General features: G+C 37.8%; 14 protein-coding genes. 4 read left to right on the top strand and 10 right to left on the bottom strand.

The annotated features are described in order from the left end of the window. Nucleotides 1-121 precede the first annotated feature (121 nt). The 3 genes from IGI58_RS09620 (at nucleotide 122) to IGI58_RS09610 (ending at nucleotide 4,376) form a co-directional block, all read left to right on the top strand. Nucleotides 122-1,417 carry a S1C family serine protease gene (locus IGI58_RS09620; protein ID WP_225533362.1) on the top strand — a complete coding sequence of 432 codons (1,296 nt, stop codon included), beginning with the start codon at nucleotides 122-124 and terminating at the stop codon, nucleotides 1,415-1,417. Between the two features lie 210 nt (nucleotides 1,418-1,627). Then, nucleotides 1,628-2,980: a PTS sugar transporter subunit IIC gene (locus IGI58_RS09615; protein WP_429953610.1), complete on the top strand. Its 1,353-nt coding sequence runs from the start codon at nucleotides 1,628-1,630 to the stop codon at nucleotides 2,978-2,980. After that, nucleotides 2,958-4,376 (top strand): 6-phospho-beta-glucosidase, encoded by a 1,419-nt coding sequence (locus tag IGI58_RS09610; RefSeq protein ID WP_429955326.1) that lies wholly within the window; start codon nucleotides 2,958-2,960, stop codon nucleotides 4,374-4,376. Before IGI58_RS09615 ends, IGI58_RS09610 begins: the two co-directional genes overlap by 23 nt. Before the next feature lie 66 nt (nucleotides 4,377-4,442). Here the strand turns inward: IGI58_RS09610 and IGI58_RS09605 are convergent, their stop codons facing one another. The 5 genes from IGI58_RS09605 to pepA all read right to left on the bottom strand — a co-directional run bounded on the left by IGI58_RS09605 (nucleotide 4,443) and on the right by pepA (nucleotide 8,431). After that, nucleotides 4,443-5,249, bottom strand: coding sequence for a MurR/RpiR family transcriptional regulator (locus IGI58_RS09605; RefSeq protein ID WP_429953611.1), 807 nt, complete (start codon nucleotides 5,247-5,249; stop codon nucleotides 4,443-4,445). Between the two features lie 293 nt (nucleotides 5,250-5,542). After that, a complete protein-coding gene (gene ytpR, locus IGI58_RS09600) occupies nucleotides 5,543-6,154 on the bottom strand; it encodes a YtpR family tRNA-binding protein (RefSeq protein WP_225533355.1) in 612 nt (203 codons plus the stop codon). 354 nt (nucleotides 6,155-6,508) lie between these two features. After that, nucleotides 6,509-6,970, bottom strand: coding sequence for a universal stress protein (locus IGI58_RS09595; RefSeq protein ID WP_225533354.1), 462 nt, complete (start codon nucleotides 6,968-6,970; stop codon nucleotides 6,509-6,511). Nucleotides 6,971-7,030: 60 nt separating this feature from the next. Beyond that, on the bottom strand, nucleotides 7,031-7,345 hold the full coding sequence (locus IGI58_RS09590; RefSeq protein WP_429953612.1) for a thioredoxin family protein: 315 nt from the start codon (nucleotides 7,343-7,345) through the stop codon (nucleotides 7,031-7,033). A gap of 9 nt (nucleotides 7,346-7,354) precedes the next feature. Next, the gene (gene pepA, locus IGI58_RS09585; protein WP_225533705.1) at nucleotides 7,355-8,431 is read right to left on the bottom strand and encodes a glutamyl aminopeptidase; all 1,077 of its coding nucleotides are present in this window, start codon (nucleotides 8,429-8,431) and stop codon (nucleotides 7,355-7,357) included. Between the two features lie 243 nt (nucleotides 8,432-8,674). On the opposite strand from pepA, the gene IGI58_RS09580 reads away from it, so the two are divergent. Continuing rightward, the gene (locus tag IGI58_RS09580) at nucleotides 8,675-9,016 is read left to right on the top strand and encodes a peptidase (RefSeq protein WP_087640663.1); all 342 of its coding nucleotides are present in this window, start codon (nucleotides 8,675-8,677) and stop codon (nucleotides 9,014-9,016) included. A gap of 17 nt (nucleotides 9,017-9,033) precedes the next feature. Here IGI58_RS09580 and IGI58_RS09575 read toward each other — a convergent pair whose 3' ends face one another. The 5 genes from IGI58_RS09575 to IGI58_RS09555 all read right to left on the bottom strand — a co-directional run bounded on the left by IGI58_RS09575 (nucleotide 9,034) and on the right by IGI58_RS09555 (nucleotide 14,964). After that, entirely contained in the window at nucleotides 9,034-9,681 is a 648-nt protein-coding gene (locus IGI58_RS09575) for a TMEM175 family protein (RefSeq protein WP_429953614.1), read from the bottom strand. 26 nt (nucleotides 9,682-9,707) lie between these two features. After that, nucleotides 9,708-11,507, bottom strand: coding sequence for an ABC transporter ATP-binding protein (locus IGI58_RS09570; protein ID WP_429953615.1), 1,800 nt, complete (start codon nucleotides 11,505-11,507; stop codon nucleotides 9,708-9,710). Then, nucleotides 11,507-13,225 carry an ABC transporter ATP-binding protein gene (locus IGI58_RS09565; RefSeq protein ID WP_429953616.1) on the bottom strand — a complete coding sequence of 573 codons (1,719 nt, stop codon included), beginning with the start codon at nucleotides 13,223-13,225 and terminating at the stop codon, nucleotides 11,507-11,509. Before IGI58_RS09565 ends, IGI58_RS09570 begins: the two co-directional genes overlap by 1 nt. Nucleotides 13,226-13,573: 348 nt before the next feature. Then, nucleotides 13,574-14,431: a GRP family sugar transporter gene (locus IGI58_RS09560; protein ID WP_429953617.1), complete on the bottom strand. Its 858-nt coding sequence runs from the start codon at nucleotides 14,429-14,431 to the stop codon at nucleotides 13,574-13,576. Between the two features lie 74 nt (nucleotides 14,432-14,505). After that, nucleotides 14,506-14,964, bottom strand: a complete 459-nt coding sequence (locus tag IGI58_RS09555; RefSeq protein ID WP_429953618.1) for a PTS sugar transporter subunit IIA — start codon at nucleotides 14,962-14,964, stop codon at nucleotides 14,506-14,508. Nucleotides 14,965-14,966: the final 2 nt, after the last annotated feature.

The following is a 14,966-nucleotide window of genomic DNA, read 5'->3' as shown; positions in this document are numbered from 1 at the left end:
ATATCTGTTTTTCTCCCTAACTTGTTCATAAAAAATTCAAAGCTGTTCGGTAGACTAAAGTTGTCTTGAAAGACTATACTAAATATAATAAATAATGATAGATAATTAGGAGGTTGCTTATATGCAAAGAAAAGATGTTACACCTGATTCAGATAAAAAACAAAATGGCGTATTCAAAAAATTTGGGATCGGTTTAGTCGGAGGATTACTTGGTGGGGCTTTGGCTTTTGGTGGTGCATACGCAATTACGGGGCAAAATAATTCTTCAAATAATAATACAACGACAAACACAACTGTAAAAGATACAAAAGGAGATACCAAAGTCACTAATGTCAGCTTGGATGTCAACAGTGATGTCACTAAGGCTGTAGAAAAGGTCCAAAACTCTGTTGTCTCTGTAATCAATTTACAAAGTACTAGTCAAAATTCTGACTTTGGCAGCCTATTTGGCGGTCAAAATGGGAATGAAGCAAACGGTGATGAATCAAATGGCAGTGACCTTGAAGCAGCAAGCGAAGGGAGCGGCGTCATCTATAAAAAAGATGGCAAAACAGCATATGTCGTTACGAATAATCACGTAGTAGACCAAGCAAAAGGGCTTGAAGTTGTCATGCATGACGGGACAAAAGTACAAGGTGAATTAGTCGGTACAGATTCATATACTGACCTTGCAGTGATCAAGATTTCTTCTGATAAAGTTGATTCAATTGCAGAATTCGGAAATTCAGATAAATTAAAAATCGGTGAACCAGCCTTAGCGATCGGTTCTCCATTAGGTTCTGCTTATGCTAACTCTGTAACACAAGGGATCATCTCTTCTGTTAATAGAAATATTCAAAATGAAAACAATGGACAAGCAATCAACATCAATGCGATCCAAACAGATGCAGCGATCAATCCAGGGAATTCCGGCGGTCCTTTAGTCAACATCGAAGGTCAAGTCATCGGAATCAACTCCGTTAAGATCGTTCAATCTGAAAGCCAAGTAAGTGTTGAAGGTATGGGCTTTGCGATTCCTAGTAACGATGTAGTCAATATCATCAATCAACTAGAAAAAGATGGCAAAGTGACTCGTCCAGCATTAGGGATCTCAATGGAAGAATTGACGAATGTCTCAACACAACAAAGAAAAGAAATTCTGAACTTACCTGAAGATGTTCAAACAGGTGTCCTTGTCCGTACTGTCCAAACTGCCACTCCAGCAGATAAAGCTGGGCTTGAACGATACGATGTTATCACAAAAATCGATGATGAAGATATCAGCTCAGTGACCGAATTACAAAGTGCACTGTACAAGAAAAAAGTCGGAGATAAAATGAAAGTTACATTCTACCGCGATGGGAAAGAACAAAGTGTCGATGTAGAATTGACGATCGATCAATCTGCTTTAAAAACAAACGCTCAAACAAATGAATAGCATAAAAATAGCGGGACATCATTTTTGATGATATCCCGCTATTTTTTATTTTCCTAAAGCAAATTTTTCGCCAGAAGAATCTTCAACATTTACAAAATTTGTAAAAAATACAGATTTTGTAAGTCTTACAAATCTTGGCATCCTTTCTCTAAACGCCTTGTGATATGATTTTATTGTAATCGATTACAATAAAATTAGGAGAAAAAATGAATGAATAAAATTGAGGAAATAATCAATACTCAGTTGATGCCTATCGCTATAAAATTTCAGAACAATAAATATATGAGTGCCATTTCAGATGGTTTTTCCATGATTTTGCCTATCACAATGTTGGGGGCAATTTTTACATTGTTATCCAGTATGCAATTTGAACTTTATCAGAATTTTTTAAAAATCACTCATTTAGCTACTATTTTAAGCTATGCCTCTAAAGTAACGACCGATATGATCGCTTTATATGTCGTTTGCGCCATTGCCTATAATTTAACGATAAAATTAGGATTTGAAAAGGATGCTTTTTTTTCTGCACTGCTCTCCTTAGTACTGTTCTTTATGTTGTTGCCTAGCGGGATGGAGCATCAATTGGAATCAGGTGAAGTCATTACGATTCCAAATGCGTTATCAACAGAGTATCTAGGTGCAAAAGGCATGTTTATGGGAATTATTTTAGGAATGATCATCCCCATCATCTATTGTGCAATTATTAAACGAGGAATCGTGATCAAAATGCCGGCAAGTGTTCCTCCAACTATTGCAAAATCATTTGCAGCTATTGCACCTGCGTTTATTTTAACCGGTATCTTTTCTCTTATTCGGTTTGGTTTTGAAATGACTTCTTACGGAGATGCCAATAATTTCATTTATACTATTTTAGGCGGCCCGCTACAAAACTTAGGGAATAGCCCAATTTCATTTATCATTTTGATTGTTTTTGCTCAGCTGCTTTGGTTCTTCGGAATACACGGCTATATGATTATTCGTCCAATTCTACAGACTGTTTTCATTCCATTAAGCTTGATGAACTTAGCGGCTTTTGAAGCTGGAGAGCAATTACCGAATGCCATTACGTACCAACATTACGGAACATATGCCAATTTAGGTGGTTCTGGTGCTTTGTTGGGGTTGGCACTTTTAATGTCTTTTACAGCTAAAAGTGATCGTTATAAAAAATTGGGGAGAATGGCCCTGCCAGCTACTTTCTTTGGAATCAATGAACCGGTTATTTTTGGAGTCCCAATGGTTTTAAATACAATATTCTTTATTCCTTTTCTAATCGGTCCGATTTTAATGTTTGTCATCCCTTATTTGCTACAAGTATTTCATATCATTGAGACCCTAAGAGGCATTCAACTACCTTTAGGGACACCTGCCTTAGTTTATGGTTGGTTAGAAGGTGGAACTCCTGTGCTGATCGTTCAAGCGGTCTTGATCGTGATCCAAGTTGTTATCTGGTTGCCATTTTTTAAAGCAGCAGATCGGCAAGCCATTTTAGAAGAAGCACAGCTAGCTGAAGAGATTCGTAAAGAAAAGAATGAAGCAGGTGAATCCGTTGAGCACATTTAAAGAAGGTTTTTTATGGGGAGGAGCCCTGGCAGCTAATCAGTCTGAAGGTGCTTATCTAGAAGACGGAAAAGGTCAGTCGATCATCGATATTTTACCTGTGGGAGAAAAACGCAAACACAGCTTAAAAGATCCAAACTATGCCTTTGAACAGACCTTTGATTACTATCCAAGCCATCAATCAATCGATTTTTATCATCGGTATAAAGAAGATATCAAGTTACTAGCTGAGTTAGGAATAAAATGTTTACGAACCTCCATCAGCTGGTCTAGAATATTTCCAAAAGGAGACGAGCTTGAACCTAATGAAGCAGGGCTCAAATTTTACGATGCCTTGTTTGATGAGTTGCTAAAATACAATATTGAACCGATCGTGACCATCAATCATTTTGATACCCCACTCTACCTTTCACAAAAATATAGAGGCTGGGAAAATCAACAGTTGATCACCTTTTATAAAAGATATTGTAAAACTTTATTTAAACGGTACCATAAAAAAGTAACCTATTGGATCACCTTTAATGAAATCAATATGATTTTAAGAAATCCCTTTTTAGCTGGCGGACTCGTCACCAATGAAAAAAGCGTGGTTTTCCAGGCGGCCCACCATCAGCTCGTTGCTTCAGCAGAAGTGACAAAACTGGCAAAACATATTGATCCTACGATCCAAATCGGCTGTATGCTAGCAGCTGGAAGTGTCTATCCATATACCTGTAATCCAAAAGATATTCAGGCAGCTGTAGAACGCAGCCGCGACCAATATTTCTTTATCGATGTTCAAGTAAATGGTACTTATCCTTATTTTGCCCAACGATATTTTGAAGATCATAGCATAAAACTGAATCGTTCAAAGGATGAACTGGCGCTGCTGGCAGAATATACTGTTGATTTTATTGCTTTTAGTTATTATACAAGTCGTTTAGAAACCGTCAATGAAGAGTTAAGAAAGAATATTATTGAAGGAAATGCAATGGCCAGCGTTCGAAATCCCTATTTGAAAGATGCAGGCTGGGGCAGACAAATCGATCCCTTAGGGTTTAGGATCACCATCAACGAGATCTATCAGCGCTATCAGCGTCCCTTATTCGTTGTAGAAAATGGCTTAGGTGCAAAAGATGAGCGAACTGGTGAACATATCCATGATAAATACCGGATCGATTATTTTCGTAGTCATATCGAACAAATGTCAGAAGCTGTAAAAGACGGAGTAGACTTAATTGGCTATACGACATGGGGCTGCATCGATCTGATCAGTGCAGGAACTGGTGAAATGAGTAAACGATATGGATTTATATACGTAGACTTAGACGACGAAGGAAAAGGGACAAGAAAACGGTATAAAAAGTATAGCTTTAGTTGGTACCAAAAAGTCATCGAAACAAATGGCGAAAGCTTATAAACGAATCAGCTATACTTAGAAACAAAGAATGTCATTGTAGCATCGTTTAGTCCATCAATAGCTTTTTTAGTCTTGTGAGTACAATTGATAATAACGAGAATACAAAATATCGATAAAAAGCTGTGCCTGATAAGGTGCGGCTTTTTTGATTGCACTATTTCCTAAAAAAAAGACTTCATCAAAAATATTTGCAATTTTCATTTGATCATTTTGAGTGATCAATACAGTGTAATTATCATTAGAAGACATATCAAATAATAGATCACTGAATTTTAAAAAATAATTGCCCTCAGTAGACAGGACAATGACTAAGCTATTCTTAGAAATTTGCTGAAATGCTTTTCGCTGACTCATTCGTCCCTTAAAATAAGTAACGTATTTCCCACATGAAAAAAGTAAATACTGCAACTGCTCTAATAATAAGCCCGAACTGTGCGTGCCAAAAAAATACACATCTTCGGTACTATGTATACGCTCACATAAAAGATCCACTTGCTCTAAATCGAGATTCTTTTCTAATGATTGAAATGATTGTGTTATTTGTTTGATGTATTCGTTTAAAGAATGACTGCTGTTGAGTTGATTGATTGTTAATTCAAAATTGTTTTTATTGATAAATCTTTTTGTATCAGATTGGTATTCAATGAAGGCTTGCTGCATATCAGAGAATTTTGAATACCCTAGCTTTTTAGAGAAACGGCTGATACTGGCTGTAGAGGTATAACATTCTTCTGCTAAAGATTCGATCGAAATATCAGCAGCATCATGCCCAACTTTTTTCAACAAGGTACGTGCAATCGTTGTGTTGATATTTCCTTCTGTTGTTGAGATCACAAGATCCTGAAGTCTGCCTACAATACTCGCTTTCTCCACGCTATCGCCCTCCAAAATAAATATATATTTAGTCTTAGTATAACAGAATCAAGGTTGGGACAGAAGGGCTGAACGCTGGGAACCAGACATACAGTATGCATTATTGTTTATCTCTAACGTGTCTTTAGTGAGAACGCCTCCTTCTGATTTTTTCAGCCTTCAACTTTTAGTATTTAGCGCCTAAATTTATTTATATGTAAGGAACAAATAAAGTTAAAACAAGTCACAAAGAAATCTTGCTCACTCGTTTTAACTTTAAAAATTCTATGTCAGTTTACGATTCAAAATGCTACTTATTTTCCTACAGCAAATTTTTCGCCAACTACTGCATCAAATGGTAATTCTAAAATTCCTTTTTTCGCCGGTGCATCTGGTAAACGCAGTTCACTTGCTGAACAGATCATACCAAAGCTTTCCACACCACGTAACACACCTGGCCAAATCATCAAACCATCCGGCATCATTGCACCAGGTTTAGCAACAACGACTTTTTGACCAGCTTTGATATTTGGTGCTCCACAAACGATTTGAAGAACTTCTCCATTATCTACTTCTGTTTGTGTGATCGATAAATGATCTGAATCAGGATGTTTCTTGCATGATTTGACAAAACCAACAACGATTTTTGGTTCATGATCTACAGCTAGCGTTTCTGAAAAACCAGCTGCTGTCAGTTCCTGATTTAGTTTAGCCAATTGTTCATCAGTCAATTCAACTTGACCTGAGCCATCGATCGTCCCCAAAATCGTCGATGCTTCGAAAATATTCCACGCAACGACTTGCTCATCGGCGCTAACACGGGCAATATTTCCTTTACGTTCAACGTGATTTTCTTGTCCTTTATCATCCGCTGCGATAACGAACAATACGTCACCAACATGTTCTTTATTATATGCAAAAATCATTTTTTTCCTCCTAATATTAAAAGCTGATCGGACTGGTCAGCCTTATCTTGAAAATAGGAAAATATGAATGAGTTGCTTTTTGACTCAATCCTATTTTATCTTTTTCACGAAAGGCTAGTCTGTATAGCTAGATAGTTTTAAAAGCTGAAAGAGCTGATTTGTCTCGAATGAAAAATAGAGAAAATTGAGCGTGATGCTACTTATCACGAGTTTTTTTCTGAGAAGTGTGCTCTTTTACTACCGTCCTATCTTAACAAAAAATGACGAATGATGCCACTTTTGATCGGCAAAACAAAAATAAGTGAAACAAAACGATTGCGCTTTGCTTCACCCGTTTTTTATCTATACCGACATTTATTTCTTCTTTTTATCTGGACGAACAATCAGCACATCACAAGGCGCATTTCGAATAATGTAACTGCTGACGCTGCCGATCATAAAACGTTCGACTGCATTTAGACCCGATTGTCCCACCATGATCAAATCGATCTCGTATTTTTTCGGTAGATCATTACACATCACATCTTTAGCAGACCCATAGGTTACAACGGTTTCTACTTGAGTAAAATCAACACTCTTAGCATACGTTTCACAATCTGCCAGTAATTCTTTTGCTGTTTCTGTTTCTTGATCCAACAGATTATCATTCAAGGATGAATAGCCCATCATAGTGTACACCTGATTTTCTATGACATGAACGACGATCACACGACCATTATTTCTTCTAGCCACCTCAACTGCCTGTTCAAAAGCTAAATTCCCTTGCTCACTGCCATCGACACCGACTAAAATATTTTTATACGTTTGTGTTAACATGATACCCATCTCCCAATCAAATTCATTTGATTCTGACACTGGATCTTTTACTGACTACTACTAACGAAGACCGTTTAAAAAGGTGGTGATTTCTTCTTTGGTCTTACGATCTTTATTGACTAAACGGCCCAGCTCTTTGCCATTATCTGTTACGACAAAACTTGGGATCCCGAAAATATTCCACTCAGAGGCCAGATCGATAAATTTATCCCGATCAACTTCAATAAACTGAAAATCTGAGAATTCGGCTTCGATCTCAGGCATGACCGGCTTGATATATCGGCAATCGCCGCACCAATCTGCAGTGAAGAAAAAGACACTCTTATCTTTTCCTACATAATCCGCTAATTCTTCATAAGATGTTGGAATAATCATATTGCCCCTCTACTTTCCGTAAATGATCGTATTGACTGTTGTCTTGTCTAAGCCTTTTAAGACTTGGATCAGCATTTCGCGAGCTGCTTCATAGTCTTTGATATTGAACATCGTTTGATGCGTATGAATGTAACGTCCGCAAACACCGATCACTGTACTTGGGACCCCGTTATTCGTTGTATGAGCCGCACCTGCATCTGTACCACCTTTAGAAACAAAGTATTGATATGGAATATTGTGCGTCGCTGCAGTATCCAGTAAATATTCACGAACACGAGGTAACGTGATCAAACCAGGATCATAAATACGTAATAGTGTTCCTTCACCTAAATGTCCATATGTCCCTTTTTTCGTTTGTAGATCATCGGCAGCTGAACAGTCTACTGCAAAGAATAAATCTGGTTTAAACTTGTGAACAGATGGTTTAGAACCACGTAAACCAACTTCTTCCTGAACATTCGCACCAGCGATCAACGTATGACCTAATTGTTCATTTTGCAATTCTTCCAATGCTTCTAAAACTAAAGTACAGCCGTAACGGTTATCCCAAGCTTTACTGATGATATTTTTACCATTCGCCGTTTTGATCGTTTCAGTTTGAGGTACGATCGAATCTCCTGGACGTACGCCGTAGCTTTCCGCTTCTTCTTTTGATTCAAAGCCTGCATCAAATAACACATCGGTTACTTCAAGCTGCTTTTGGCCACTTGTTCCACGCAATAAATGCGGAGGAACGGAAGAAGAAATACAAGGATAATTTCCTTTGCTTGTTTTTAAAGTAAAGCGTTGTGCTGAAACAACATATGGATTCCAGCCACCTAAAGGTACGACTTGAAATAGACCATTATCTTTGATTTGAGTCAACATAAAACCGACCTCATCCATGTGAGCCGCAACCATCACACGTGGTGCATCTTGTTCTTTTGCTCTTTTAAGACCAAAGATACCGCCTAAACCATCATATTGGATCTCATCCACTAATGGCGTCATATGTTTTTTCATATACGCACGAATATCGTCTTCAAATCCGCTGGTTCCTTGTAATTCAGTCAATTCTTTGATGCGTTGAAATGTTTTTTCTTCCATCATTATATTATCTGCCAGCTACCCTTTTAAGTTTCAAGGATGAACCTTTCTTTTCTGTAAAAATAACACGTCATTCAAACAGAAACGGCAGATACTCCTTTCATCTAATTTCATCATTTATTATAACGCAAATTTTTTTAATTGCCCACGTTTTTTGTTTTTCGATATTTCCTTCATGTATGGTAAAATAAAAGAAAGGTCGATTTTTTCGGCAAACATTGACTATACTCGGAGGTTATTCCCATGAATGAAGAAAATGAATTAAGCTATTTCAAAGGCGGCTTAGCGATCGGTGTGAGTCTGGGTATCATAAGTGGGATTGCTTCTACATTATGGTATCAAAAACAACGAACCGTAGATGCTGACCTAGTTTTAGAAAATGTCAAAGAAGCATTTTTAAAAGAAGGCCCGATAGAAGGATCATGGATCGAATTTGAGAAAAAGCCACTTCGGAAATTTGCGATTCATTCAAAAACCTATAATGGCGGTATTTCTCGTTTAGAAGACGGCGTTATGGTCCAATATGAATTCACAGCAGATGCGCTCACTGGTACAGTGATCGATGTCAAGAGAATCAAAGAATAGAAAGAATCAGAGAAAAACTAATGACTCGTTTTTCTCTGATTCTTTCTATTTTGGTCAAATCTTCCTCGCGTGCGTTTCCCATTACGCCCAAAAGATTCTTCCACATTTGTTTTCAAAAAATAACTAACGATCGGAACACCAATAAACAATACCAGCGCTAATGAAGGCACATACCAGCCAATGAGCATGACTGATAAGATGGCTCCATAGTATAAACGATCTCTTGCTGCATATAATTGTTTCAACTGTTTTTGTCTGCTCTCTTCTTCCACTGCCAACGGAATCCCTGCTTTAAACAAACTACTAAATGTTCCATTGACAGCAATCAGTAATAAACCATGAGCAAGTGTAGGCAGCTGTTTATCCGCAGCTTCCATAGACCAGCTCGTAAAAAATGGAATCAAAACTAAAGAGAAAAGAAAACATGTATTTCTAATAACGAATGGTTCATTGATTTTTTTGATCTGCTCAAACAATTTCCGATGATCATTCCAATAGCCCGCTACGATGAAAAAACTGATTGCAAATGTCAGCAAGCTTTCAAGAAATCCAGTATAGTCACCACTGTTGGGAATTGGTATTTCAAGTGCTGCAATCGTGATCACAATAGCGATCACTGCATCACTGAATAGCTCGATCCTTAATTTTTTTTCCGCTATTTCCATCATCATTCCTCCTGTTGTCACTGCACTCAGGCAACATCACTTAAGAATTGACTATTATAGATATCCGAATAAACACCTTCAGCTTCTAATAATTCTTGATGATTCCCTGATTCTACAACATCTCCTTGGTCCATCACGATGATTTTATCGGCATCATAAATCGTAGACAAACGATGAGCTACAACAAAACTTGTACGACCAACCAACAATTGTTTCATTGCTTTTTGGATCAGCATCTCTGTCCTGGTATCGACATTCGATGTTGCTTCGTCTAAAATCAAGATTTCCGGATTCGCTAAAAAGGCTCGGGCGATCGTAATCAGCTGTCTTTGTCCTTGTGAGATATTATTTGTTTCTTCATTCAAAACCGTTTCATAACCTTCCGGTAATTTTCGAACAAACTCATCCACAAAAGCCGCTTTAGCTGCAGCATAGACCTGCTCTTTCGTTGCATCAGGATTGCCGTACTTGATATTGTCGTAAATCGTTCCTGAAAAAAGCCAAGTATCCTGTAAGACCATACCGATCTTTTGATGTAGCTGTTCATGTGTAAAGTTTCGGCTATCGATTCCATCGATTTTAATACTACCGCCAGAAATTTCATAAAACCGTTGTAATAAATGAACTAAGGTTGTCTTACCTGCACCTGTGTGTCCGACAATCGCAATCGTTTCTTTGGGTGCAACCGCTAAAGAAAAGTCCTTCATCAATAATTCTTCTCCGTAGCCAAATTGAACATGATCGAAACGAACTTTAGCCGAGTCATCCAACTGATTAGGAAATGTCTGTTCATAATGTTTTCTTTCTTCTTCATCCAATACTTCAAAGACCCGTTCCGCAGAAGCAACAATCGATAAAATCCCGCTCCATATTTGAGAGAATTGACTAATTGGTTGAGAAAATTGTGTAGAATATTGAAGGAATGCCTGTAAATTTCCGATCAAGATCGCGCCTGCAGCCACTTCAACAGCACCGACAGTACAAATCACGACATAAACTAGATTTTTCAATAAAATCATCGCCGGCATCATTGAACCGCCGAAAAATTTTGATTTCCAACCAGCTTCATACATTTCTTTATTGAACGCTTCAAATTGCTGCTCAGATTTTTCTTCATAATTAAAGCTTTTGATTACCGTATGACCATTGAAAGCCTCTTCGATCTGACCATTTAAGCTGCCTTGCACGTGTAAATATTTCTTGAAATTTCCCTGTGCTTTTGGTGTAAACAGTTTCGTTATCAAAAAACTGCAGGGTAAAATCAATGCAGCGACCAAAGTCAATTTCCAACTGATCGTCAGCATCAACCAGATCACACCGATGACTAAAATCACGCTAGAAAGTAATTGAGTCAAACTTTGCTGCAGCATCGTTGCGATATTGTCCATATCATTGATCGCGATCGACATCAGGTTTCCATTTGAATGCTTGTCAAAGTAATCACTTGGTAATTCATTGATCTTTGCCTTTAACTCGTTTCGTAAGGTTTTGGTTGTATTTTGTGAAACAACTGTCATCAACCACTGTTGTACAAAGTCCGCGATTGCTTTACCAACATACATTGCTCCGACGATCCCCAATATCATGGCCAGCTTTGTGAAATCAATTCCTGTTTTTGCTTTGACTCCTGCAAAAATCAATGTCGTTGCTGATCCTAATAATTTAGGACTTAGCACTTGAAGCAGTGTACCTATGATTGCAATGACTGCGACTAACACGATCAGCCAAAGACTTTCTTTCATGTAGCTCATCAATCGTTTAAGTGTTCCGCTTAAATCTTTTGGTGTCGCTTTGACGCCTCTATTCATCGGTGTTCCTTTACTCATCAGGCTGCCTCCTTGTCTTCTTGTGAAAGAATGATTTCTTGATAGACCGCGTTTGTTTCGGCCAATTCCTCGTGTGTTCCCCAACCAACCATTTGACCTTCATTCAATACAAGAATTTTTGTAGCATTTTTCACAGTGGTGATTCTTTGTGCCACAATAATTTTGATTGCTTGATTTAAATGAGCCTTCATCTTTTTTTGGATCGTTGCATCTGTTTTGAAATCAAGTGCCGAAAATGAATCATCAAAAAGATAGATCGCAGCATTTTTTACAAATGCTCTCGCCAAACAGAGTCGTTGTTTTTGACCGCCGGAAAAATTGCCGCCATTTTTTTCTACTGCGCCATCTAAACCACCTTGTGCCTGGACGAAATCTGCGGCCTGTGCTAATGCTAGAGCATCCCAAAGCTCATCATCTGTCGCCCGTTGATTTCCAACCAATAAATTTTCACGGATCGTTCCAAAAAATAACTGATTTACTTGAGGTACTAAACTAACTTGTTCATGCCAATTGCTTTGAGATATCTGACTGATTTCCTGTTCATTAAAACAAATCGACCCTTTACGTGGATCATACAAGCGGTCTAGTAAATTGACTAACGTCGTTTTCCCTGAACCTGTACTTCCGATAATTGCCAAGGTTTCTCCTGATCGAACAGAAAGAGAGATTCTTTCTAAGGCGTCTTCCTCCGCACCATCATAGCTGAACGAAACTTGGTCTAGGATCAAACTATTGGTTTTAGATTCATGCTCAGCAAAAACATTTGAACCATCTTGAATCACATTTTCTGTCTCCAACACATTATTGATTCGTTTCGCAGAAATTTGTCCACGCGGAATCGAAGAAAGAACCATTGTTAAAATAGCGACACCCATTAAAATTTGTGCTGCATAAGACACAACACCCATCATCGTTCCAATCTCCATCTGCCCTGTATCGATCAGTCCTGCACCTAACCAAGTGATTGCGATCGTTGCTAAGCTCATCATCAACGTAATAAACGGCATCAAGAAACTAAAGGCTGTATTTGAGCGAATCGCTAATTTGGTATACGATTCATTTTCTTTTTGATAACGTTGATACTCTTCCTGTTCTTTATTGAACGCATGGATCACTTTTATCCCTGTCAATCCTTCTTTAAAAATTAGGTTCAGCTGATCGATCTTTCGCTGCATTTTATCAAATAAAGGATTGGTATAACGGAAAATCAACAAGCAGACGATCAAAATAATCGGTGTTACAGAAACAAATGCCATTGTTAATGATGGACTTAACCGATAGGCAAAATAGATCCCGCCGACTAGATAAAGAGGTGCTAAAATCAAAAATTTCAAGCCCATTTCAACTAGATTTTGTACTTGAGTCACATCGTTTGTATTTCTGGTGATCAATGAAGAGGAGCCAAATCGGTCCATTTCTTTTTGCGAAAATGAAGTAACTTTTTTGAACAATGCTTCTCTTAATTCACCGCCTAAGCCATACGATACCTTAGCCGCAAAATAAATGTTGATCAATGCTCCACCAAAACTAATAATCGCAAACCCTAACATTAAAAATCCTTTTTGCCAAATAATCGTTTGATCATTTGGAACAACTCCTTGATTGATCAATTGAGCTGTCAACGTGGGTAAATACAAATCACTAAATGTTTGTACTAATAAAAATAAAACTGCAATTGCTGTTGTCGCCTTTGGAAGACGTTTGATTATTTTTTTCATGTATTTCCCTTCTTTCATCTATTACTTATTATTTATGCATATACAGGCATATCTCTTTCGATTCTCAATCGATGTGTCTTACAAAAATCATAAAATAAAAATAAACAAGCAATCATCTCATCATCTCCTATGCTTTTATTCATTTAATCGATTATACAAATTTAAAACAGGCACCTTACAAAAAAGAATTATAAAGGTACCTGTTTTAAATGTCAACAAAAATATGTAGGTACCTACAAAAAAAGAGGAACCGGGACATAACTCTACGAGTTACGACCTAGTCCTCTTTAAAACCAATAAACGGTGGAAGCTTCGGGAATAAACACTTTTATCCCATTTTCTCTCTTCTTATTGCTTGATTAGTCCAACGAGTAAAATTCCCGCTGTGATCAAAAAGGCTCCTAAAATAATTTGCCTTAATTCTTTCTTTGTTTTTTGAACTCTTAAAAAGCAAAGTCCACCAAAAATTGAAACTAGTACTGCTAGCTGTGAAAAGGTAAAGCTTTTCGCAACACCGATCAATGGAATAATTAAAAATAAGCTTAGATTAGCAACACTCCATGCCAAACCCGTCGTCCAATTTTTCATGATTGCTACAGGATCGACTTTTGATTTTTCAGCCCAAGCAAGTAATAATGAACTCATGAACATCCCTACTGATTGAGGAAAAATAACAGCTGTTCCAGAGATCGAAAAAAATTGCGGCAATGTCACATATAATACTAAGGCACTTGAAGAAAACAGTAAAAAAAGAAGTCCCTGCTTAAAATCTGCTGTAAGCTTCTGTTGCTCCTGCTCTTTAGAAAATGACGTACAAACGATTCCAAAAATGACCAACAAAATACCTGTCCCTCCAATGATAAACGCTTGGATACCTTGCCACTCTCGAAAAAAGAATACCGCAACTAACGTTGTTCCTATCAATTGGGTCCCGTTAGAAATCGGCATTGCCTCAGAAACGGGCATCAACTGAAATGAGTGAAACTGTAAATACTGTCCTATCGCCCACAGACAACCTGACAAAAAGGTGACAATAAACAGCGAGACAGTCAACTGCGGCTTCAAACAAAATAAGACAGCGATTCCGCACAGTAAAGCAACCATCGTAGTTCCTATCAACTGATTGATCGGTTTGGCCTTTGTTAAAGAAGCGATCACTGGCATCAAGCCCCAGCCAAGCGCAGGTAAAAAATAAAGTAAATACATCGATATCTCCTTCTAATTACAAAGAGAGAAAACAGCAGAGCGTTCCGCTGTTTTCTCTACTGAATTTTATTTGCTCAAAGTTTAAACACATCATCTTCGATAGAAACATGCTCTTTTCCTTTGATGAACTCCCCTTTGTCAGTCTCTGGTAATACAACGATTATCACCGGATCTTTTGCTTCGTTCTTCAGCAGTGCAAGATTCATTTCCGCTAGCTTTTGCCCACAGCTAATTGTTTCATTTTCTGCTACAAGTAATGAAAAAGGGGCTCCTTTTAGATCTACTGTATCTAATCCCATATGGATCAAGATCGTTTCTCCCGATCGACTTTCTAACGTGATCGCATGAAGTGTTGGAAAAATGTTTAAGATTTTTCCAGAGACTGGTGCATACACTTGCCCTGTATGTTCGGTGATCGCAAAGCCAGGTCCCATCATTTTCTTGGAAAAAACAGCGTCATCCACGTCTTCTAAAGGGATCAATCGGCCTTCTGCTACAGCTTTTAATGACTTTTTCTTTTTAAAGAATCTCATTT

The organism is Enterococcus sp. AZ020 (genome assembly GCF_050499205.1).
Classification (GTDB): domain Bacteria; phylum Bacillota; class Bacilli; order Lactobacillales; family Enterococcaceae; genus Enterococcus_L; species Enterococcus_L dunnyi.
Note: the sequence above shows the minus strand (reverse complement) of the source record. Positions and strands in the feature narration are given on the sequence as shown.